Consider the following 23,293-nt stretch of genomic DNA (forward strand, 5'->3'; position numbering starts at 1 on the left):
GTTGGGTTTTTACCAATTATGGTGCTCACTTACTTTCTGACTTTTATTAAACATAACGGTTTGTCATACAAGAGAAAATATATTTTATGTTTGAATTTAATGGTCTGACCAATTAAACATTTGAATTACGTCTAATATTTCTTATTTTGAATAGCGATACTAATTAGTTTCACTTTGTTTACATTGCGTCCTGTTAACTTTTAGTTTTTGATACAGTAGATTTTACATGTAATGTTGATTGCATCATTTTAAATAATTTTATTTATAACAAAATCAATTGTTTAATGTTTGTTTGGCAAGGTTTTTATTAATCTGAAGTCATGCTATAACTGTTGAATACGTATGCATAAAGTTGTTAATAAAATAAAACTGGCGTTAATATCCATCCTGACAACAAAATTAGCTCGCCTGTTTGACTATCACTCAAATAAAGAAGCGAGTATCACAATATGGGTAACGGGAAAAACATCATGTCTATGTTCAAACCAAGTATATTAACGTTGGCAATGGCTACTGCAGGATTAGCAAGCTTTGCCTCTGTAGCAGCACAAGAAGATACAGTTAAAAATGATGACGTTGAGGTTATCGAAGTAAAAGGCTTTCGTGGCAGTGTTGTAGAATCAATCAACACAAAGCGTTTTTCTACTCAAGTCGTTGAGTCAATTTCAGCAGAAGATATAGGTAAGCTACCTGATTCATCTATTGCTGAGTCTATTGCACGTTTACCTGGCTTAACAGCGCAACGCTTAGATGGTCGCGCAAGTAGAGTATCAATTCGTGGTTTTGGTGAAAACGAAAGTGGTACTACATTTAATGGTCGTGAACAAGTCTCTATTGGTGATAACCGCGGCGTAGAGTTTGACCTTTACCCCTCAGAAATTATGAGCGGTGTAACTGTATATAAAACGCCAAATGCAAGTATTGATGCTGAAGGCATTGCAGGTGTAATTAACATGCAAACAGTTCGTCCTTTAAGTAAAGGCGAACGTGTTGTACAAGTAAATGGACAGTATGAGCAAACTAGCTTTGATAAATTAAACCCAGACGGTAACGACGACGGTTACCGAGGTACAGTTTCATACATTGACCAGTTTGCAGACGATACCATTGGTGTTGCATTTGCTTTAAATACGATGAGTTCACCAAATCAAGAAAAGCGTTGGAACTCGTGGGGTTATCCAGAATTCAATGAAAATGGTAACGATTATTCAATTTTAGGTGGTGCTAAACCTTACGTGCGCTCATCAACGCTTGAGCGTGACTCGGCAATGCTTGTTTTAGAAGCTGCACCTACAGACAATCTAAGTATGACGTTTGATGCGCTATACGTAGATTTTACAGATGAAAAAATCTTACGCGGTATTGAAGTTCCATTCGCGTGGGGACAAGGTAGTATCGACTCAAACAGTGTAGTAGTTGATGAAGCGTCAGGCTTTATAACAAGCGCAGTAACCCAAGGACAGCGTGTTGTAGTTCGTAATGACTATGAAGAACGCGAAGCAGAACTTACAGCTTTTGGTTTTAATACTAAATACGATATTGACGATTCGTGGTCAGTAGAGTTTGATGCAAGTTATTCACAAGTAGAACGTAAAATCTGGAGTGTTGAAAGCTATTCAGGCACTGGCCGTGGCGATGCTCGCGGTATTGCAGATAACTTGGGTTACACATTTAATGGTGGTAACACTGGGGCTACTTTTTCACATGATTTAGATTATAGCGATTATGGTTTAATTCAGTTAGGTGGCCCGCTTTCGTGGGGTGAAAGCTCTGCACTTAACGATAAATACGGTTTAACTGGTACTGAATATGAAAACCAAGCGCAAGACGGTTTTATAAATGCACCTACTATTGAAGATGAATTATCAACATTAAAAATAGCCGCTTCAAAGGTATTAGAAAACGAGTACATAAGCTCTATTGAATTTGGTATGTCTTACAAAGAACGTGAGAAAACAAAAGATTCAGAAGGTTACTTCATGACGTTATCTAGCTTTTCGCTTGATAACCCAGGCATGCTTAGCGTGCCAGAACAGCACCGTAACGGAAGTGTTGATTTAGGCTTTATTGGCATGGGCGACATGATTGCTTATGACGTAAATGGCTTAGTTAACGATGGTTATTATGACTTACTTGCAGAGAGCTTAACAAATACAAGTCATGCGACTAAATCGTGGACTGTAAAAGAAGAAATCACTTCTGCATTTGTTCAAGCAAATATAAATGCAGAAGTTAGCGGCTTAGCACTTACAGGTAATGTGGGTGTACGTTATGTTCATACCGACCAATCATCTCAGGGTAATGCATTTAGCACTGTAGATGGTATTGTAGTGGCTTCACCTACTAATATTAGCCACGATTATTCACACGTATTACCAAGCTTAAACTTATCACTTGCGATTGATGAGCAACAAACAGTGCGTTTTGGTGCAGCTAAAACAATTTCTCGTGCACGTTTAGACGAAATGAATTCATCTATTGATGCGTCATACAACACAATACCTGATGAAAATGGTAACTACTGGTCTGTATCGGGTGGTAACCCTAATTTAGAGCCAAAAGAGGCCACTGGTTACGATTTAACATACGAAAACTACTTTAGTGATGAAGGTTACTTCTCTGCTGCATTCTTTTATAAAGATTTAACCCAGTGGATTTTTGACGGCACATACGAAATTGATATGTCGGGCGTTGCTGACCCATCAACAGGTGAAATTCCTGCTACATCTGAGGGTACGGGGAGTGGTAAAATCAATGGCGGTGGGGGTGACCTATACGGTTACGAGCTATCACTGGCGCTTCCATTTAAAATATTCCACCCATCACTTGAAGGCTTTGGTTTAATTGCAAGCCATACCGGTATTGAATCAGACATTGAAGATCAAAACGGTAATGAGTACGAGCTACCGGGTCTGTCTGACAAAATTCAAAGCTTAACGGTTTACTACGAAATGAATGGTATTCAGCTGCGCACCAGCATGCGTAAACGTAGTGCCTTTAAAGGTGATGTATACGGGCTAGGCTTTGATACTGAACAAGTAGATATCCTAGGCGAAACAATTTGGGATATTCAAGCAGGCTACGACTTTAGTGAGGGCGGTGTTGAAAGCCTTGAAGGGTTATCAATTCAGTTCCAAGTTCAAAACTTAACAGAAGAGCCGTTTACATCGCTTTCTGGCGATAACGCGCTACAAGTTCGTGACTACCAAGATTACGGTCGTACTTACTTGTTAGGCTTTAGCTACAAGCTATAATAAAGGTTGTGTGTAGGAGCCCTTGTAATTTGTTTTACAAGGGCTTTTTTATAGCTACTTTACCTAACTTTTTAATCATACTTTGATTTAATAAAACGTGGATAATAAGATGAAATCAATAAAACACGTCGTGATCGCAGGCGGTGGTACCGCAGGTTGGATAACTGCAGCACTGCTTAATAAAGTGTTAGGTAAAGTAATTAATATCACATTGATAGAGTCATCATCTATTGGCACCGTGGGAGTTGGAGAAGCAACCATACCACCTATTATCCAACTTAATAACGCATTAGGCATTAACGAAAAAGAGTTTATAAACGAAACTAACGCAACAATTAAACTCGGTATTGAATTCGAAAACTGGAAAAAACCAACGCACAGTTATATGCATGCGTTTGGCCCGATTGGAAAAGACTTCCCGTTTTGCGACTTTTATAACTTTTGGTTAAAAGGTCGAATCACGGGTTGCGAAGACGATTTATGGGATTTTTCGTTAAATTACCAAGCCGCTAAACAGCATAAATTTGCTCCCTTAAACACAATACCCAATACCCAATTACCTGGGCTAAGTTACGCTTATCATTTTGACGCCACACTTTACGCTGAATATTTAAAAAAGCTGGCAATATCGCGCGGTGTAAAACACATTGATGCCAAAATTAGTGAAGTTACACAATGTTTAGCAACGGGTAATGTAGAAACACTCATACTCGATGATAATAAGCAAATCAACGGTGATTTATTTATAGATTGCACAGGGTTGCGTGCGTTGCTTATTGAGAAAACACTCAATACCGGATTTGTAGATTGGTCTCATTATTTACCATGCGATAGTGCCATCGCAGTACAAACAAAATCAAACGATGAATTAAAACCTTATACGCAATCAATTGCGCACAGTGCCGGTTGGCAGTGGCAAATTCCGTTACAAAGCCGAATAGGCAATGGCTTGGTTTATTGTAGTCGTTACTTATCGGATGAAGACGCAAAGGCGTTGTTGCTTAATAACTTACCGGCAGATCCAATAACAGAACCTAGATTTATTAAATTCAAAACAGGTAGACGTGTAAAACAATGGCATAAAAATGTAGTCGCGGTTGGTTTATCAAGTGGCTTTTTAGAGCCATTGGAATCTACAAGCATTCACCTAATTCAAAGCGCAGTTACACGGCTGATCAAATTATTTCCACACCATGGTATCAGCGATGCGTTAGCAAGCGAGTTTAATAAACAAAGCGTGACTGAAATAGAGCATATTCGTGATTTTATTATTCTGCATTACAAACTTACTGTGCGCGAAGACTCCGCATTTTGGCGTCAATGCATGCAAATGGATATACCGGATTCACTGATCCATAAACTTAATCTATTTAAACAAACAGGTAAGGTTATGCGCGAAGACGATGAGTTATTTGCCGAAATAGCATGGCAGCAAGTGATGATTGGACAAGGCTTAATATCTGATGACTATTGCACTATTGCTAATTCGTTTACGGACGAGCAGTTAAGTGATTTGTTTATTAGTTTAAAAACATTAGTAAATTCGACAGTTGAAAAACTTCCTACCCACAAAGAATTTTTAGCCAGTATTAAAAGGGCGTCATAATGCGATTTATACAGCAAATACTCTTACTCTGTTTATATACTATACCAAGCATGTCTTATGCTCTTAGCGTTGAACCAGCTAATTGGTGGGTGGGCATGAAAAAAAATACAATTACGCTAATGTTGCATGAACAAAACATTGCAAACACCCAATTTAAGCTTTTACCTTATCAAGGAGTTGAGCTGGCCAATATTACGCGCACCGAAAACCCTAATTACGTATTTTTACATATAGCCATTAGCGATACAGCCCAAGCAGGCACATTAAAATTTAATAGCAATGGTAAGAATAATTTCATTTTCTCTTTACTTGAGAGAACAAAAAATAGTGCTGTGCGAGAAGGTTTTAGCAGTAAAGATACTGTGTATTTAATTAATCCTGACCGTTTTGTAAATGGCGATAAACAAAATGACACCGTGAGCGGTATGTTGGAGGAAGTAAATCCAACATTTAAAGGAGGGCGACACGGTGGTGATATACAAGGTGTTATTAATGCATTGCCATATTTAAAAGATTTAGGTGTAACGCAGTTGTGGTTAACGCCGGTGCTTGAAAACAACATGCCCGATTACTCTTATCACGGTTATGCTATTACTGATTTTTATAACGTAGACCCACGCATGGGTTCTAATTCACTTTATAAATCGCTCTCAGTAAAGGCCAAAGAGCAGGGTATAGGCTTGGTAATGGATATGGTGCTTAATCACTTTGGTGCAGAGCATACATGGATGAAGGATAAACCGAGCAAAGATTGGATCAACTTTAATGGCGAATTTGAAAATGGTAAAAATGCGACAAGCCATGCCCGCCAAACAATTCAAGACCCACACGCAAGCGATTACGATAAACGCCAGTTTAACGATGGCTGGTTTGTAGCCAGCATGCCGGATTTAAACCAGCGCCAACCACTCTTGAGCGAATATTTAACTCAAAATGCGATTTGGTGGATTGAATACGCAGATTTAAGTGGTATTCGCGTTGATACTTACTCTTACTCAGATAAAGCATTTTTGAGCGATTGGACAAAAGCAATTATGCAAGAGTATCCGGATTTTAATATTGTAGGAGAAGAGTGGACCTCTAACCCTGCTATTGCCTCTTACTGGCAACGTGGTAAGCATAACCAAGATGGATATACATCAAGCCTACCAAGCGTTATGGACTTTTCGTTGCAAGGGGCGGTAATTCAAGCGCTAAATGAAGATGAAAGTTGGAACACCGGTTGGGTTAAAGTATATGAATCTTTAGCTAATGATTTTTTATACCCTGATACCAATAACATTATGGTATTTGCAGATAATCACGATATGAGCCGCGTTTACACTGAACTTGGCCAAGATGTAGGCAAAACAAAAATGGCGATGACGTTATTTTTAACCACACGTGGTATAGCGCAAATGTATTACGGTACGGAAGTGCTATTAGATAACACCCCAAGTAAAGATCATGGCGATATTAGAATAGACTTCCCGGGTGGATTTAAAGGCCAAACTCGGAACGCCTTTACGGGCGAGGGGCTAACAAAACAGCAAAAAGACATGCACAAAACAATTAGTACCTTGCTTAATTTTAGAAAAAGCAGCCCAGCACTTGATAAAGGAAAACTTGTGCACTTTACGCCTCAACAAGGCGTGTATAGTTACGCGCGTATTAGCGACGAGCAAACTGTGTTGGTATTTATGAATAAAAACACAAAAGAGCTCACTAAGAATATTGAGTATATGCAGGAAGTAATACCAAAAAATACCAAAGCACTTAACTTATTCACCCACAAAACACAGGTGTTGGGTAATACAGTTGCTTTACCGGCAATGAGTGCAACGGTATTAATTATAAATACCTCTCAATAGTTTACCTGAATACGTATGCAGCAACTGTATCGTTGCTGCAGTAATCTTTAGTATAAAGTAATAACAATACTGACAAAAAAGACACACAATGAAAAAATTAGTTTATGTACCCGCAGTACTTTGTAGTGCACTTATTGCTACAGGGTGTTCAGAAAATAACAAACCTGAACAACAGCAAACACCCGCACACACACAAAATGAGCTTACCAAGCCGGTTGTATATCAAGTATTTACCCGTTTGTTTGGTAATACCGAAACTGCCAATGTGCCATGGGGCACTAAAGAGCAAAATGGTGTAGGTAAATTTGCCGACTTTAACGATGCCGCCCTCAAAGGTATAAAGGAGCTAGGTACAACGCACGTTTGGTATACCGGCGTATTACACCATGCCTTAGTAGGCGATTATAGCGATTATGGGATTTCTCAAGACGATCCTGATGTTGTAAAAGGACGAGCAGGTTCGCCATATGCAATAAAAGATTATTATGATGTAAATCCTGATTTAGCAATTAACGTGACGAATCGTATGGGAGAGTTTAGCCAGCTCATTGAGCGTACGCACAGCCATGGCATGAAAGTCATTATTGATATCGTGCCTAACCATGTTGCGCGAAATTATCAATCATTAGGAAAGCCTAAAGGGGTTGAAGATTTTGGCGCGCAAGACGACACCAGTAAAACGTACGATAAAAACAACAATTTTTACTATGTGCCTGGGCAGTCATTTCAAGTGCCTACTTCTACAACCTATAACGTATTAGGTGGAAAAGCTCACCCACTTGCTGATGGCTTTTTTGATGAAACACCTGCTAAATGGACAGGTAACGGTGCCCGTGCACCAAAACCCGACATTAACGATTGGTACGAAACTGTAAAAGTGAATTACGGTGTAAAGTCTGATGGCAGCTACGATTTTGCTCAGCTGCCAAACGACTATAAAGACAAGGATTACCGTGCTCACTACGAGTTTTGGCAAGATAAAGAGCTCCCTAATAGCTGGTACAAATTTAGAGACATAGCGCTATTTTGGTTAGATAAAGGCGTTGATGGCTTTAGATACGACATGGCCGAAATGGTGCCTGTAGAATTTTGGAGTTTTTTAAATTCGTCGATAAAAATGCAAAAAAGCGACGCCTTTTTATTAGCCGAAGTGTATAACCCGCTAATGTACCGTGCGTATATTCACCAAGGTAAAATGGACTACCTTTACGATAAAGTGGGCTTTTATGACACACTAAAAGCCATTATGCAGGGTAAGCAAGCTGCTAATACTATTTTTGCTGCCCAAAGCCAAGTTACTGATATTGAAGCACACATGCTGCACTTTTTAGAAAATCATGATGAACAACGTATCGCAAGTCCAGACTTTGCAGGTAATGCCCAGTGGGGTAAACCTGCTTTAGTAGTTTCTAATCTAATTAGTCGCGCGCCAACGCTTTTATATTTTGCTCAAGATGTGGGAGAAGATGGCTCTGAAAACGCAGGATTTGGCACAGCCACACGTACCAGTATTTTTGACTACATTGGCGTGCCAGCGCACCAAGCATGGATGAATAACGGAAAATTTGATGGCGCTAATTTAACAAAAGAGCAAGTAGCACTTCGTGATTACTACAAAGCGGTTATGTCACTTAATAGTTTACCTGCTGTAGTAGGCGGAGAAATGTCGGCACTTAACCTTGTAGGAAGTGAACGTGTTGTTGGTTTTACCCGCTCTTTAGGCCAGCAAAGTGTGCATGTGTTAAGTAACTTTAGCGAGCAGCCACAAATAGTTACGGTTAATTTATCAAAGGCACAATTAGGTGCAATGAGTGAAAATACGCTATTAAATGATTTACTTGAAAATCACACCACCCAGCTTAAAGATCACCCGCAAGGCGCTACATTTAAACTCACACTTGATGCATTTAGCAGCGCAGTATTAACTAATAAGGCTAATCATGAATAATCAAAATAATAATTATGACAGCAACAAACCAAACCTGAGTTTTTGGCAAATATGGAATATGTGCTTTGGTTTTTTAGGTATTCAATTTGGCTTTGCACTACAAAACGGCAATGTGAGCCGAATATTTCAAACATTAGGCGCACAAGTTGATGATATTCCCATTCTATGGGTTGCAGCACCGCTTACTGGCTTAATCGTACAGCCTATTATTGGTTACTGGAGCGATAAAACGTGGGGGCGCTTTGGCCGCCGTCGTCCGTTCTTTTTTATAGGTGCAGTGTTAACAACGCTTTCACTATTTATTATGCCGCATTCGCCAACGCTTTGGATTGCTGCCGGTATGTTATGGATTATGGATGCGTCAATCAACGTAACCATGGAGCCGTTTAGAGCACTTGTAGGCGATAACCTGCCAGAAAAACAACGCGCTACAGGTTACGGGTTACAAAGCTTTTTTATTGGTATTGGTGCGGTACTAGCCTCAGCACTACCGTGGATGATGACCAACTGGTTTGATGTAAGTAATACCGCAGCCCCAGGGCAAATTCCAGAGTCTGTTAAATACTCATTTTATTGGGGTGGGGTGGTGCTACTTGTTGCTGTGCTTTGGACCGTTGCACGTACAAAAGAGTACAGCCCAGAGCAATTAGCTGAGTTTGAAAAGCAAAGCGCTCAACCAACTACCAGCAAGCTGGTTGATATTAATTTTAATAAAGGCGCCATTATTTTTGTGGTGTTAGGTTTAGCAACCCTTGCATTAGTAATGGGCTTATCCCTTGAAAAAGAATTATACCTATTGGCCGGTGGTTTATTAGCGTTTGGTATTGTGCAGTGGATTGCAGCAGCGCTTAAAAGTGCTAACAAAACTCAAGGTGGTTTTTACCAAGTAGTACAAGATGTATTTACAATGCCAGAAGCCATGAAGCAGCTTGCCTGGGTGCAGTTTTTTAGCTGGTTTACTTTATTTGCCATGTGGATTTATACCACCGCAGCAGTAACAAGCTTTCATTATGGTAGTAGCGATGCAACCTCTAAAGCATTTAACGATGGTGCAGACTGGGTGGGTATTTTATTTGCCGCCTACAATGGCTTTGCAGCTATTGCCGCTATGTGTATTCCGTTTTTAGTTAAAAAAATGGGCTTAAAAGGCGCGCATTGTTTTAATTTATTGCTGGGCGCGTTAGGTCTTGCAAGCTTTATGTTTATTCAAGACCCTAAAATGTTACTTATTCCTATGATTGGGGTGGGGTTTGCGTGGGCGTCTATTTTATCGCTGCCTTACGCCATGCTAAGTAACGCACTGCCAAGTAATAAAATGGGCGTTTACATGGGTATTTTTAATTTTTTTATAGTTATACCTCAGTTACTTGCCGCCAGCATTTTAGGGCTCATTTTACGCCACGTATTTTCTAATCAGCCTATTTACGCATTGTTAATTGGTGCAGCCTCGTTCGTTGTCGCTGCCGTTGCGGTAATGCGCGTTAAAAATTCAAATTAAGGACACACAATGAAAAAATATAACCTTATAACCGCCTCACTTTTAACGTTAGGTTTAACCGCCTGTGGCGCTCAAAACACAAGCACAACCAATGAAAGTACCGGCGCACAGATTAAATCGGCACCAGGCGCCCCAGGTGCTGAACCATTTTGGGCTTACGCGGGTAAAACCGGTATTGGTACATCGTACGAGCAATACCAAAACGGCCAATACACTGATACAGCTGCAACGGGGGATGTATCTAAAGTATGGTTTTCAATCGCTAAAGGTATGATCACCGAAATCATGTTTGGGCTTATTCACCAAGCACAAATAAAAGACATGCAATTTATAGTAACAGGTAAAGACTTTACCGTTAGTGAAGCTGATGATTTAGATGTCACCATTGATTACTTACATAAAGATGCACAAGGTCGCCCGTTATCGCTTGCCTACAAAGTAACTAGCACTGATAAACAAGGGCGCTTTAGCCTAGAAAAATACATTTTTACTGACCCAGATGGGCAAACCCTGTTTGTACGCAGCGTATTTAACACTGAGCTTGAAGGGTTAAAAGCGTATGTGTCTGTTAATCCGTACATTAATAATAACGGCTTAGGTGACTTTGCTAAAACAACAGAGAAAGGGCTTGTAGCATGGGAAGATGATAACTATCTATCACTTCAATCCACATCACCATTTAAAGCAAAAACGGTAGGGTTTACAGGAAAAAGTGACGGCATTAACGCACTTAAAACTACTCAATCTTTAAACACCCAATACACAAATACCGGCGAAACTTCAGGTAACGTAAGCATGCTTGCAGAGCTTGGAGATATAAGCGCTAACACCACCTTTGATTTAGCACTTAGTTTTGGTAAAACGCAGCAGCAAAGTATAAAGCAAGGCGAAAAAAGCTTAGCAAAAGGGTACCAAGCGGTGCTTGATCACTATAACGGTAAAGGTGAAGCGCTAGGCTGGGAAGATTACCTACAAAGTCTCAAACCGCTCAATAAAATGATTGAACAAACAGCCGATAACGGTAAGCTTTTATACACCAGCGCTATGGTTTTAAAGGCACAAGAAGATAAAACACACGCAGGGGCATTAATTGCTTCTCTATCTAATCCATGGGGCGAAACGGTTTCGGCTAAAGAGGGCTCTACTGGCTATAAAGCGGTATGGGTGCGCGATTTTTATCAAGTAGCCATGGCATTTATGGCGCTTGGCGATACTGCCACAGCAAAAACAGCGTTTGAATACCTTGAAAAAGTGCAAGTAAACAGCAAAACACCAGGTAATAAAGGCGATACCGGCTGGTTTTTACAAAAAACACACGTCGATGGTGAATTAGAATGGGTAGGCGTACAGCTTGATCAAACTGCTATGCCTATTATGCTGGCATGGAAGTTACATAAAGCCAATGTACTTAGCGATGAAGAGCTAAAAAGCTGGTACGGCAAAATGTTAAAACCAGCGGCCGATTTTTTAGTCGAGGGGGGACTTGCTAAAATTTTGTGGAACGACACACAAATTACACCACCGGCAACACAACAAGAGCGCTGGGAAGAGCAAAGTGGTTATTCGCCTTCTACAACTGCAGCAATAGTGGCAGGCCTTATTACCGCAAGCGATATCGCAACGCTTAGCGGTGATGATAAAAACGCAAAGCGCTACCTAGCTACGGCTAAAAAGTATAACAACGATATTGAATCGCAAATGTTTACCACTAAAGGTAACTTAAAAGGCGAAAATAGTGATGGTGAATACTTTATCCGTATAGGCCAAGATACCGATGCAAACTCAAACACTAAAATTAACGCTAATAATGGCCGCGAAGGGTTTAATAAAAAGAAAATTTTAGATGGCGGCTTCTTAGAGCTAGTACGCTATGGCGTACGTGATGCACTTGCACCAAGCATTGTAAAAACGCTACCAGAATACGATGACGAAACGCTTGAAGATAACCTACAAGTTAAATACAGCTTTAGTTTTGACGACGGCAGCGGCACATTTGCAGGCTACCGCCGCTATGGTAATGATGGCTACGGCGAAGATGAAACCACAGGTACTAATTACGCAGAGGATGGCAGTAATACACCAGGCCAACGTGGTCGTGTTTGGCCATTTTTCACAGGTGAACGTGGGCATTATGAAATAGCTGCAGCTAACGCAAACAACGCCTTTGATGATGCTAAACAAGCGCAAATTAAAAATAGTTATGTTAAAGGTTTGGAGCAATTTGCCAATAAAGGGCTAATGCTACCAGAGCAAGTATGGGATGGTGTAGGTGTAAATAAAGCTGGTCATGCGTTAGGCGAGGGCACAAACTCAGCAACGCCACTTGCATGGACACATGCAGAATACATTAAGCTTGTACGCTCACTCAGTGATAAACAAGTATGGGATCACTACCCAGTTGTTAAAAAAGCACTAAAATAGTAATTTTTCATATTTTTAAATTTAAAAGCCATGGTTTAAAACCATGGCTTTTTAGTATCTGTGACCTAAGAGTTGTTAAGCTGCCCTCCTTGCTTTTAGTTCATCAAATCTGATTATCCATAAAGCGTATGTTCACCTCAATCGGAACACTTTTATTGTGGCTGGTTGATCTTTCAGGATTTAAATGTGTTTTATCTAAATGCGGCTTAACCGAGGCGTAAGGTGTGTAACCGAATGGAGCTGGTAACGGCTCCTGCGCTAATATAATGACTTACATCGCCTATGGTGAATAACCTCGACCCATAAGCGCCAATTTGCCTAAAATCAGACATACTGCTGTAAATTTAACCTCGAAAGATAAATAGGCTCTAGTTAATTTATATCTATTTAACCTGAATTCTGGTTAAGAGATTTATGAACATATTGAACCACAATGATAGTTAAACTTATTTATCTCAAGCAGTTATTATCCAAAGTTCAGGTTATTTAATAACGATAAATATGACAACTTAATTTTTATTTACGTGCAATTTACTCGGGTTGTATTGCCAGTGCTTCGCTTTACCGTATTAGGGTAGTCAATGGGTGTAACTAATTTGTAACCTGTTAACAGGTAGTAAATAAAGCTGTTTTACATGCCTCTGACAACCCACACAAATTGAAAGGTGATACCCGTGCAAAAAATAAACACAATAACTTTGGCAATCGCACTTGCTTGTTCGTTGCCTAGTATTGCTCAAGAGTCTTTAGCAGATCAAAGCAATAGTAACGAGGTTAAAAAAAATGACACTGCATTAGAAGTTATCTCGGTAACGGCGACTAAGCGTAAAACAAGGTTAATGGAAACACCCGTCGCAATTACAGCGTTAACATCGGCACAATTAAAACAAAGTGGTGTTAATAATATAAGGGATATAGCAAATCTTGTACCTGGGCTTGATATATCAACGGCAACAGATCAATCAGCACCAGTTATATCTATGCGAGGCGTGCGCTCTACCAATATTACTGAACTTGGCGACCCTGCTGTTGGTGTGCATTTAGATGGAATTTATTCACCAAGAATGCAAGGTGCTTTAGCATTAATGTACGATGTTGAGCGTATTGAAGCACTACGTGGACCACAAGGTACGCTGTTTGGCAGAAATTCGACCGTTGGTAGCATTAATGTTATTTCTGCAAAACCTGATTTTACTGATGATTATGGTAGTGTAACGTTAGAAGCGGGCAAATATAATACACGCAGTGCGGAAGGTTTTTATAACTTTTCAGTTAGCGACGATTTTGCGGTCCGTATTGCAGCTAAAGGGTTAAAACGTGATTCTTATTTGGAAGGTTATTACGATCCTAACCAATACGATACTCGCAGATTAAGTGATGCAGTACTAAATACAGACGTTATTTCACAAGATTCATATCAAAACATTGGCAGTACACTTACTCAACGAGAGAATTGGTGGATAGATGCAGCTGGTACCAACCCAGAGTCGCAGCAAGTTCGCGCGTTAACAGAAGCTGACAAATCAGATTTTTATAATAGTGCTAATGAGTATTCATTTAGAGTAAGTACGTTATGGTCGCCTTTAGATGGTAATTTCACCAACCATACCGTATTTCAAAAATATGTTAACGACAGTGGTAATAATGTTGATTTGGTAAACTGCGATAAATTACGAGGTCGCCCAACAGAGTACGGTGGCGATTGTTCAAACTTTTTACCTTCAGATAATACATATCAAGCGGTTGTGAATGTACCCGGTGAACTTAAATTAGATATAACGTATTTACGTAACACTCTTAATTATGCATTAACAGACGATCTTGATTTAGTGTGGTTAGTGGGCTTTGAAGACATGGAGCGCTCCTCAAAGCAAGATAGCGAAGCGGGTTTAGATGTTTGGGGTGGTGCAACTTATTTTTTAGACGGTACTGGCGCTAAATCTTACTCTACAGAGCTGCAACTACAATCATCAGATATGACTGACCTTACTTGGATTGCGGGCGTTAACTATTTTCACGAAAAAACCACAACGCTCGGGTATTACGATAATCCAATGGACGATAAAGTATTTTGGGATCAACCTGATAGATCAACCGATGCATTCGCATTTTTTGCACAAGCTACGTATAAAATAACCCCCAAACTGCACGCCACACTGGGATATCGCTTTAGTGATGAAACAAAAAAAGATAAAGGCGGGCGCTCTTATCGTTGCTCAAATGCAGATGGCTGCGCGCCGGGTTGGTTTAATCGTACTGATTTAAATAACTTGCCAGCAGATTACTTTGAAGATCCTACTATTTACGCATCATTTTTTGAAAATGACAACAAAGGCAGTTGGACGCACCATGACTTTAGAGTGGGTTTAGATTACGACTTGAGCCCCGATACAATGCTTTATACTTATTTAGCAAGCGGCTTTAAAGCCGGTGCTATTGGCGATGTGTTTGAAGTAGTAAACGATAGAACCTCTGAAGTAAATCGATTCGAAACGCAATTTGATCCAGAAGAAGTATTAACATGGGAAATAGGCGCTAAATCGAGCTTTTTTGATAACTCGTTAAATCTACAAGCTGCATTTTTCTACACAGATTACACAGACATGCAGTATGCATCTGTTGGTTCTATTGGTAACGTTGAGCGTCTTTCTGCTGTCGAGGATAATGATGGTAGGCCTATTTTGGATGTCTCTGGAAACCCTGTATTAGATTACATAAATCAGCCTGTTATAGCGTATTACACACAAAATGTACCTGGTTCTACTATTAAAGGAATTGAGCTCGAATTTGATTGGAAGCCATACCCAAATGGTCGAATTACGGGATATGTAACCTGGACAGAGGCTCAAGTAACAGACGACTGGTTTACAAAGTGGGATTACGATGCTGAGTATTTATTTGATATTTCTTATGAGGACTCACTCAATCCTGAAAATCCTTTGTTACAAACTAATTTAAAAGGCAATGACTTGGCGATGACGCCTAAATTTACCGCTAATTTAAGTTACACGCATAGTTTTGATTTTGGTGAATACGGGTTTATACACAGCTGGTTTAATGTAAGTTGGAAAGATAAATCATATTCAACAGTTTGGAACGTTGATAAACACCTCGATGATATGGAGTTTGCCATCTCTGATGAAGCCACGCGTTATATAGATGACTCCCGTGATAGCTTTGCAATGTTTAATGCCTCTTTAAAATATGAACCGCAAAGCCAAAAATGGTTTGCAGAAGCGTTCATTAGTAACGCCAGTGACGAAACTGTTCAGCATTGGAACAGTACCTCTAAAGGCTTTGCTAAAGGCAGTTTTGGTATGCCTAGGTACTATGGTGCAAAAGTAGGGTTTAACTTTTAACCTATAGTGTTAAATATAGTATTAAAACGTACGTCCTGTGCTTTAAGCGGTTGTGTAATTACAGTATTTGACGTGCATTTAAATCTTAATAGAGATCATTAAATATGTATAAAATAATAGTCGTATTCATTTTACTAAGTGCGTTGTTAGTACCTGATGTACTAGCTAATAGTTTTAAAGATAATTTTACATGGGGTTTTGATTCATCAATATGGACACCCAGATCAGGCGATAATGGCAGCCCATTTGGCTGTACATTTGAACCAGGTCTAATCTCACCAAGCTCACATGGCATAACACTGGTAGTTGATAACAACAAATGTGCTGAGCTACAAAGTACAAATACGATAACCTATGGCAAAGTACAAGGAGTATTAAAAACAGGGAATACCCCAGGGACTGTATCATCTATTTTTACCTATACCTCATGGTTTGATGAGCCAGGACGGGCTTGGCAAGAAATTGATATTGAATTTTTACCTTCACTTGGCAATGTTGTTCATACCAATATTATTTATCAGCCAAATGGCGGGGTATATCAAAGTTGGGAAGAAGATATTGATTTAGCACAGTTTGGAGTAAACATTCAAAATGAGTTAGTAGAAATAGGATTTGAGTGGAGTGTAAATCAAATACGCTGGTTTATTTACAATAGCCAAGGTACAGAGCAAACAATTCGCGTTATGTATAAAGACAATGGTGATGGCAATTTAACAAATAACGAAATTCCTGCTTATGCATGGCCGGTTGATAACACCAAGTTGATGATTAATCACTGGCATGGTGATAACTCAGAGCAAGCTTATTATTTTCCAGGTCAGTATTATCAAAGCTCTGCTTGGGCATACTATGACTTCATTCAGTACACGGCTAACTAATTAAGCTCACTTTGTCGTTCTACAGTACTTTGTTTAATTGATCACTACATTAAACGTTGTGTGGTTCGTTATTTTATTACGGCTAATTAACCTGAACTCTGGATAATAAACCTATCTTGAGCAGCTATTTTCAGCGCTAACTGCGTTAAATTTACTTGCAGTAGGCAAGCTATTGACGTGTAAATTCGCCTTGTTTCACTGAAAATCGCTGGTTAGAGAGAATAAATTTAAATATCACCATGATTCAATATGTTAGCAAATCTCTTAACCAGGGTTCAGGTTAAGTACATAAAATCGCAAGGAAGCGTTTTTCGTAATAATGTTAGCACGAATGGCTAACAGCATTAAAAATCAAGTTATAAAAACTCTAAGGATCCCTAAATGCTTACTATTAATCGTCGTTTTTGGCGAAATACTTTTCCTGCTTTGTTAAGCGTATGTACTTTAAGCGTTAGCGTAATGGCTACAGAATCAGTAGATTGGCCAATGGTTAATACGCAATTAAAGCCTAATCTATCGGTTGAGCACCAAATTGATGAGCTTATGGCGACAATGAGTATTGAGCAAAAAGTAGCACAATTAATTCAACCAGAAATAAGCTATCTCAGCGTTAAAAAAATGCGAAAGTATGGCTTTGGCTCATATTTAAATGGAGGTAATTCAGCACCATACGGCAATAAAACCGCAGATTCAAAAACGTGGTTACGCTTTGCTGATGAAATGTATTTAGCCTCAATTGATAGCTCGCAAGACCAAAGTACAATACCCACCATTTGGGGCACAGATGCTATGCATGGTCATAGTAATGTATATGGTGCAACGTTGTTTCCTCACAATATTGGTTTAGGTGCAGCTAACGATGCAGAATTAATAAAAAAAATTGGCAAAGCAACAGCAAAAGAAGTTTCAGTAACCGGTATTGAATGGAGTTTTGCACCTACAGTTGCTGTAGTAAGAGATGATAGGTGGGGACGTACTTACGAAAGTTATTCAGAAGACCCTGATATAGTTAAACGTTACGCAAGTGCTATGGTGTCAGGTTTACAAGGTGATATAAACGACGATTTTTTAAATGGTTATCATCGTATTGCTACGGCAAAACACTTTGTGGGTGATGGCGGCACCGAAAACGGTATAGATAGAGGTAATACTGTGATTGATGAAAAAACACTGAGAGATATTCACGCGGCGGGTTATTTTTCGGCGATTGAATCAGGTGTGCAATCAGTCATGGCCTCGTTTAATAGTTGGAATTCAAGACGAGTTCACGGCAGTAAATATTTATTAACGACTGTACTGAAGAAAAAAATGGGGTTTGATGGATTTGTTGTAAGTGATTGGAATGCGCATAAATTTGTAAAAGGATGCGATCTTGAACAATGTGCCGGTGCATTTAATGCAGGTGTCGATGTAATGATGGTGCCAGAACACTATGAGGCATTTTATCACAATACAGTTAAGCAAGTTAATCAAGGCGATATAAAGCTTGAGCGAATAAATGACGCGGTTAGGCGTTTTCTTCGCGCAAAAGTGCGTTGGGGATTATTTACCAAGGATAAGCCATCGAGTCGTGCAGAATCTAAAAATACAGACTGGTTAAATGCCCCAGAGCATAAAGCTTTGGCACGTGAGGCGGTTAGAAAGTCTTTAGTATTATTGAAAAATAATACACTAAAAAATAATCAAAATGTGTTACCAATATCTCCGCGTAGCAAAATATTAGTGACAGGTAATGGCGCACATAATATTGCCAAACAAGCGGGTGGTTGGAGTGTATCATGGCAAGGAACTGATAATACCAATGCTGATTTTCCAAATGCAGTGTCTATTTTTGATGGTTTAAAAGAACAAGTACTTGCCGCTGGTGGTGAAATTGAATTATCGCAAAATGCACAATTTAAGCAAAAACCCGATATAGCAATAGTCGTGTTTGGCGAAGAGCCTTACGCCGAGTGGTTTGGCGACATACAAGGGCTTGAATATCAACGAGATAATAAAAAAGATCTCGTTTTATTAAAATCGCTGCAAGCACAAAAGATTCCGGTAGTGAGTGTATTTATAAGCGGTCGTCCGCTTTGGGTAAATAAAGAGATAAATGCGTCGGATGCGTTTGTAGCCGCATGGTTACCAGGCTCACAAGGGCAAGGTGTTGCTGACGTTTTACTTTTAGATAAAAACGATGCTGTTCAATACGACTTTACAGGTAAATTAAGTTTTTCGTGGCCAAAATTTGACGATCAATTTATTCTCAATAAAGGCGATAAAAACTACGATCCTTTATTTGCTTATGGTTATGGACTTAGTTATAAAGAACCTAAAAGTGTAAAAAAGCTATCAGAAAAAACCAGTCCAAAAGCTAATGAAAGTGACAGCCAAGGCACCTCATTTTTTGTTAGAAACCTAGCACCTAACGTTCGCTGGGCGTTATCAGACCAAACTCAAATCAACATGATGACTAAAAGCTCATCAGCCATGAGCGCCGACGGCAAAAGTATTTCTATGCAATCGGTTAACTTAGCGTATCAAGAAGATGGCAGGCAGTTTGTTTGGAATAATACACAAGAGATTGCCACAGTGAGTTTACGTTTTGAACAAGCAACGACAGAGTTTAAAGACGTTGATAAACAGTTCATACAATTTGATATACGCGTTGATGATGTGCAATCGGATGTTGTTGAGCTTCGCGCAATGTGTGGGGAACAAATATGTTTGACTAAAATAAGCCTAATGACTCAACTTACCCAGTTAAAAAATAAAGGCTGGCAAACTGTCGCTATAAAGTTGGGATGTAGTGCAGCGCAAAAAAAGATGAACGAAGTCACTGAAATACTTAGTATTAATGCTCATCATCCACTCAACTTAGCAATTGCGAATGTTGCGTTAGTGAAAGCGACACAGAGTAATAGCCTTATTATAGGCTGTAATGATTTATAAACTTTAATCGGGTTTAATACCTGTTTTCATTTTATTAGGATAGATGTGAAATTAGAATCTCGGCGTTATTTATTTTGGGCTTTTCAGTTGAGTGGTTGGGGGATTTATGCGCTTTTAACTGAAATAATGATAAAGCTACCTAGTAACGAGCCTTGGCAAATTCATATTCCGCATCTGTTACTCGACACCTTATGCGGGCTTTTCATAACGCTTGGTTTAAGGAAGTGTTATTTGTTCGCAAGAACAAAATCGGCAAACATAAGTATTCCACTGCATGTTTCAGCGCTGTTGATTGCAAGTATAGTGTGGACCGCTTTTAAATGGGCTGCTTTGCAGTGGTTTTATGGCCATTGGTGGTCAGCGATGAGTTGGTTTGACTTTGGCACTTGGAGTACGGCGTCACTTACTATGTTAGCAACATGGACGGGGGCTTATTTTGGTATTACATCTTACCTTGATAACCAAGCGCAAAAACAAAAAGCTGCTGTTGCTCTTAACTTAGCAAACGAAGCACAGCTTAAAATGCTGCGTTATCAGTTAAATCCTCATTTTATGTTTAATAGCATTAACGCAATTTGTACGTTAATACTAAAAAAAGATAATATGCATGCAGTTGATATGCTTGAAAAACTATGCGATTTATTACGGTATAGTTTGTACACCGATCCGCTTGCTAAAATAACAGTGCACGAAGAAGTACAAATATTAAATACCTATCTTGATATAGAGCAATGCCGTTTTGGTAATAAGCTGAATGTAAACATTATTACCGAGTCTCACTGCGATGACTTTTTAATTCCTTCTATGCTTATTCAGCCTTTAGTTGAAAACGCTTTAAAGCATGGAATGGATCAAGCTCAAAACATAACAATAACGCTAAGAATAGAGCAAAAGAATAATACGTTGTCTATTTCTGTTTTAGATACAGGCAAAGGTTTTAACACAAATACTAATTCTCAAAGAGGAATAGGCTTAAAAAATTGTGAACAACGATTAAGCTTAATTTATCCTCAAAATAATAAATTTAAAACAGGTAACAACGAACTGGGCGGAGCGTGGGTTAATATGGCAATTCCACTTGAGCGTACACAGGAGAATATGCATGCAGCTAAAAACACTGATAGTTGATGATGAGTACAGTGCTATAGAAGGGTTGATGATAAGGCTTGAAAGCTTTCCTCAAATAGATGTTATTGGCCATGCTAATAGTGTAGATGATGCCGTAAGTATTATAAATAAAACCCAACCAAACCTTATTTTTTTAGATATAGAAATGCCTGAAAAATCAGGCTTTGAGTTAGTTAAATACTTTATTGGGAATTATTGCCCTGCTGTTATTTTTGTTACAGCTTTTCATCAGCATGCAGTGCAAGCTTTTGAAGTTAAGGCGGTAGATTATTTGCTCAAGCCGGTTAAATTGCAGCGCTTAGGTGAAGCTATTGAGCGCGCAAGTGAACGTTTAAGCAGTGTGGTTAACAAGCAGCAATTACTTGAAATGCGCGAAAGTTATTTAAACGCGCAGCAACCAAAACTCATCAACTCAACAAAAATTGAAACGTTAGTTGAGGCTAATAACTTAATTATACAAGATGGTCGAAACCCTATACAACTTGTACCTTACAACGATATTTTATGTATAGATGCAGCAGGTGATTATATGTGTGTACATACTCAACAAGAAACATTTGTGATGCGAGCTCGAATGAAAAGTCTCGAAAAAGATACACTCCCAGCTGATTTTGTACGCATACATAAATCAGCTATCGTAAATCTGAAGCATGTAAAGCGTTTAGAACCTCTGCGAAATAGTGAGTACAATGCTATTTTAAAAAATGATAAATCTATGAAAGTAAGCCGTACTTACAGCAAAGAACTAAAAAGTCGATTACTTAATAACTCTGGTTACTTATTATCACAGAGTTTGAATTAGAAATAATGGTTTCAGTGGCAATTATATTGCTCAATTATTTTATCTTCTTCATTCTCTGGTTCAAGAATGAAGCTAAACCAGTAGCAGATAGACGAAGTGATGAAAAAGCAGAACTGCACGTCCTGGTTATAAAAATAAAAGGGTTTAATGAATAAAGCCTCGCTACAAAGGTTTTATTGGATAGGTAAATAATTTAAAACTTGAATTCAATAGTTCTAATGATTGGGAGCTAGTAATGAATATTGATGAAAATAATATAGATGAAGCTGCATTAGCGTTGATGTATCTCACATTACATGAGCACAATCGAGCTTGGAAGCAAGTTGATTGGGAAGTAACCAACCGGTTGTTTGAAAAAGGTTTAATCTGTAACCCTATTGGTAAAGCTAAATCTATCGTATTAACGGATGATGGGCTTAAACAATGTGAAATGTTATTTAATAAGTTATTTGTAAAAAATGAGCCCTAAAGTTTACAATTAAATTAACTTGAGCCTCTGGCAATTAATAGCGGCGGTAATAAAGTGCTTTGCACTTCTTCACCACGTATTAGTTTTAATAGGTTCTCTACTAACATTTGCCCAGCAATAGTGGTGTTTTGCTCTATTGTAGTTAGTGGTGGGTTTACATAACTTGCAATGGCTATATTATCAAAGCCGACTACCGCAACATCTTTCGGCACGTTGATATTTGCTTCTTTAAGTGCGCGTATAGCCCCTATAGCAATTAAGTCACTTGCAGCAAATAAGGCGTTAAATTTAATATTATTAGCAATTAGTGAGCGTGTGGCGTGATAGCCAGATTCTTCAGTAGAGATAGCATTAGCCATTTTACGCTCATTTATTTTAACGTTGTTAGCCAATAGCTCATCCTTAAAACCCTGAAATCGACTAAAAAATTCAGGACTGTGATCAGATGCATCACCAATAAAAGCGCAATCAGTTCTGCTATGCGCAATAAAGTGCTCAGCGGCGAGCTTACCGCCACCGTAGTTATCACAACAAACAGTTAAATCGGGACGGTTATCTACCGTTGCACCCCAGCAAACAAACTTAGTATTTTGTTCAAGTAAGGTGTTAAATTTTGGTTGGTAATCAATGTAATCGCCATACCCGAGTAAAATAATGCCATCGGCTCTGTGGCTGTCTTCGTAGTCTGCTTGCCAATCAGCACTGGCCGATTGAAATGAAACTAATAAATCGTAACCTTCTGTAGCGCAAGCACGGGTAATACTGCCAAGCATGGCTAAGAAGAAAGGATTTATTTGGGACTCGTCAGAAGTGGGATCTTCAAACAACAATAATGCAAGCGTACTACTTTGTTGAGTGCGAAGGTTACTCGCATTTTTATCAACTTTATAATTAAGCTTTTTAGCTATATCGAAAACACGCTTGCGTGTTTCTTCATTAACAAGGTGGCTGTTACGTAAAGCGCGAGATACAGTCGATTGAGATACCCCTGCATAGTGGGCAATATCAAATGAGGTAGCTTTACCTTTCATTGTTACAACTTAATTAAATTGATAAATAATTGTGTCATTTTCGTTTATTGATGAATAATTTCAAGCTTTTTGTGAATTAACGTATATTTTTATTGATAAATTCCTGACACCGGTG

The 23,293-nt window shown here is 39.0% G+C and carries 13 protein-coding genes; 12 read left to right on the top strand and 1 reads right to left on the bottom strand.

Going from position 1 to position 23,293, the window contains the following annotated elements:
* Window positions 1-470: 470 nt before the first annotated feature.
* From GQR47_RS15890 to GQR47_RS15945, 12 genes are all read left to right on the top strand, one after another.
* Complete coding sequence (locus GQR47_RS15890) at window positions 471-3,254, top strand: TonB-dependent receptor (protein WP_165724083.1); 2,784 nt, start codon at window positions 471-473, stop codon at window positions 3,252-3,254.
* Between the two features lie 109 nt (window positions 3,255-3,363).
* On the top strand, window positions 3,364-4,860 hold the full coding sequence (locus GQR47_RS15895; protein ID WP_165724085.1) for a tryptophan halogenase family protein: 1,497 nt from the start codon (window positions 3,364-3,366) through the stop codon (window positions 4,858-4,860).
* Complete coding sequence (locus GQR47_RS15900) at window positions 4,860-6,710, top strand: glycoside hydrolase family 13 protein (protein ID WP_165724087.1); 1,851 nt, start codon at window positions 4,860-4,862, stop codon at window positions 6,708-6,710. Before GQR47_RS15895 ends, GQR47_RS15900 begins: the two co-directional genes overlap by 1 nt.
* Window positions 6,711-6,798: 88 nt before the next feature.
* A complete protein-coding gene (locus GQR47_RS15905; RefSeq protein WP_165724089.1) occupies window positions 6,799-8,658 on the top strand; it encodes an alpha-amylase family protein in 1,860 nt (619 codons plus the stop codon).
* The gene (locus GQR47_RS15910; protein WP_165724090.1) at window positions 8,651-10,156 is read left to right on the top strand and encodes an MFS transporter; all 1,506 of its coding nucleotides are present in this window, start codon (window positions 8,651-8,653) and stop codon (window positions 10,154-10,156) included. The genes GQR47_RS15905 and GQR47_RS15910 overlap by 8 nt, the downstream gene beginning before the upstream one ends.
* A 9-nt stretch (window positions 10,157-10,165) precedes the next feature.
* Window positions 10,166-12,577 (top strand): glycoside hydrolase family 15 protein, encoded by a 2,412-nt coding sequence (locus GQR47_RS15915; protein WP_165724092.1) that lies wholly within the window; start codon window positions 10,166-10,168, stop codon window positions 12,575-12,577.
* A 674-nt stretch (window positions 12,578-13,251) separates the two neighbouring features.
* Window positions 13,252-15,936, top strand: coding sequence for a TonB-dependent receptor (locus GQR47_RS15920; RefSeq protein ID WP_165724093.1), 2,685 nt, complete (start codon window positions 13,252-13,254; stop codon window positions 15,934-15,936).
* Window positions 15,937-16,040: 104 nt separating this feature from the next.
* Window positions 16,041-16,814, top strand: coding sequence for a family 16 glycosylhydrolase (locus GQR47_RS15925; RefSeq protein ID WP_165724095.1), 774 nt, complete (start codon window positions 16,041-16,043; stop codon window positions 16,812-16,814).
* Window positions 16,815-17,195: 381 nt separating this feature from the next.
* Window positions 17,196-19,748, top strand: coding sequence for a glycoside hydrolase family 3 N-terminal domain-containing protein (locus GQR47_RS15930; RefSeq protein ID WP_165724097.1), 2,553 nt, complete (start codon window positions 17,196-17,198; stop codon window positions 19,746-19,748).
* A gap of 45 nt (window positions 19,749-19,793) precedes the next feature.
* Complete coding sequence (locus GQR47_RS15935; protein WP_007375367.1) at window positions 19,794-20,876, top strand: histidine kinase; 1,083 nt, start codon at window positions 19,794-19,796, stop codon at window positions 20,874-20,876.
* Complete coding sequence (locus GQR47_RS15940; RefSeq protein WP_165724099.1) at window positions 20,851-21,678, top strand: LytTR family DNA-binding domain-containing protein; 828 nt, start codon at window positions 20,851-20,853, stop codon at window positions 21,676-21,678. Before GQR47_RS15935 ends, GQR47_RS15940 begins: the two co-directional genes overlap by 26 nt.
* 235 nt (window positions 21,679-21,913) lie before the next feature.
* Window positions 21,914-22,147 carry a DUF6429 family protein gene (locus GQR47_RS15945; protein WP_165724101.1) on the top strand — a complete coding sequence of 78 codons (234 nt, stop codon included), beginning with the start codon at window positions 21,914-21,916 and terminating at the stop codon, window positions 22,145-22,147.
* 14 nt (window positions 22,148-22,161) lie between these two features.
* On the opposite strand, the gene GQR47_RS15950 is transcribed toward GQR47_RS15945, so the two are convergent.
* Window positions 22,162-23,178 carry a LacI family DNA-binding transcriptional regulator gene (locus GQR47_RS15950; RefSeq protein ID WP_165724102.1) on the bottom strand — a complete coding sequence of 339 codons (1,017 nt, stop codon included), beginning with the start codon at window positions 23,176-23,178 and terminating at the stop codon, window positions 22,162-22,164.
* Between the last annotated feature and the right edge of the window lie 115 nt (window positions 23,179-23,293).

The sequence above is a fragment of the Pseudoalteromonas sp. Z1A2 genome (assembly GCF_011378755.1).
GTDB classification, from domain to species: Bacteria; Pseudomonadota; Gammaproteobacteria; order Enterobacterales; family Alteromonadaceae; genus Pseudoalteromonas; species Pseudoalteromonas distincta.

What these genes read in the sequence shown, in the direction of transcription:
- GQR47_RS15950 (WP_165724102.1), bottom strand. Translation starts at nt 23,178, where the DNA reads ATGAAAGGTAAAGCTACCTCATTTGATATTGCCCACTATGCAGGGGTA.
- GQR47_RS15900 (WP_165724087.1), top strand. Translation starts at nt 4,860, where the DNA reads ATGCGATTTATACAGCAAATACTCTTACTCTGTTTATATACTATACCA.
- GQR47_RS15910 (WP_165724090.1), top strand. Translation starts at nt 8,651, where the DNA reads ATGAATAATCAAAATAATAATTATGACAGCAACAAACCAAACCTGAGT.
- GQR47_RS15895 (WP_165724085.1), top strand. Translation starts at nt 3,364, where the DNA reads ATGAAATCAATAAAACACGTCGTGATCGCAGGCGGTGGTACCGCAGGT.
- GQR47_RS15890 (WP_165724083.1), top strand. Translation starts at nt 471, where the DNA reads ATGTCTATGTTCAAACCAAGTATATTAACGTTGGCAATGGCTACTGCA.
- GQR47_RS15905 (WP_165724089.1), top strand. Translation starts at nt 6,799, where the DNA reads ATGAAAAAATTAGTTTATGTACCCGCAGTACTTTGTAGTGCACTTATT.
- GQR47_RS15940 (WP_165724099.1), top strand. Translation starts at nt 20,851, where the DNA reads ATGCAGCTAAAAACACTGATAGTTGATGATGAGTACAGTGCTATAGAA.
- GQR47_RS15930 (WP_165724097.1), top strand. Translation starts at nt 17,196, where the DNA reads ATGCTTACTATTAATCGTCGTTTTTGGCGAAATACTTTTCCTGCTTTG.
- GQR47_RS15925 (WP_165724095.1), top strand. Translation starts at nt 16,041, where the DNA reads ATGTATAAAATAATAGTCGTATTCATTTTACTAAGTGCGTTGTTAGTA.
- GQR47_RS15945 (WP_165724101.1), top strand. Translation starts at nt 21,914, where the DNA reads ATGAATATTGATGAAAATAATATAGATGAAGCTGCATTAGCGTTGATG.
- GQR47_RS15915 (WP_165724092.1), top strand. Translation starts at nt 10,166, where the DNA reads ATGAAAAAATATAACCTTATAACCGCCTCACTTTTAACGTTAGGTTTA.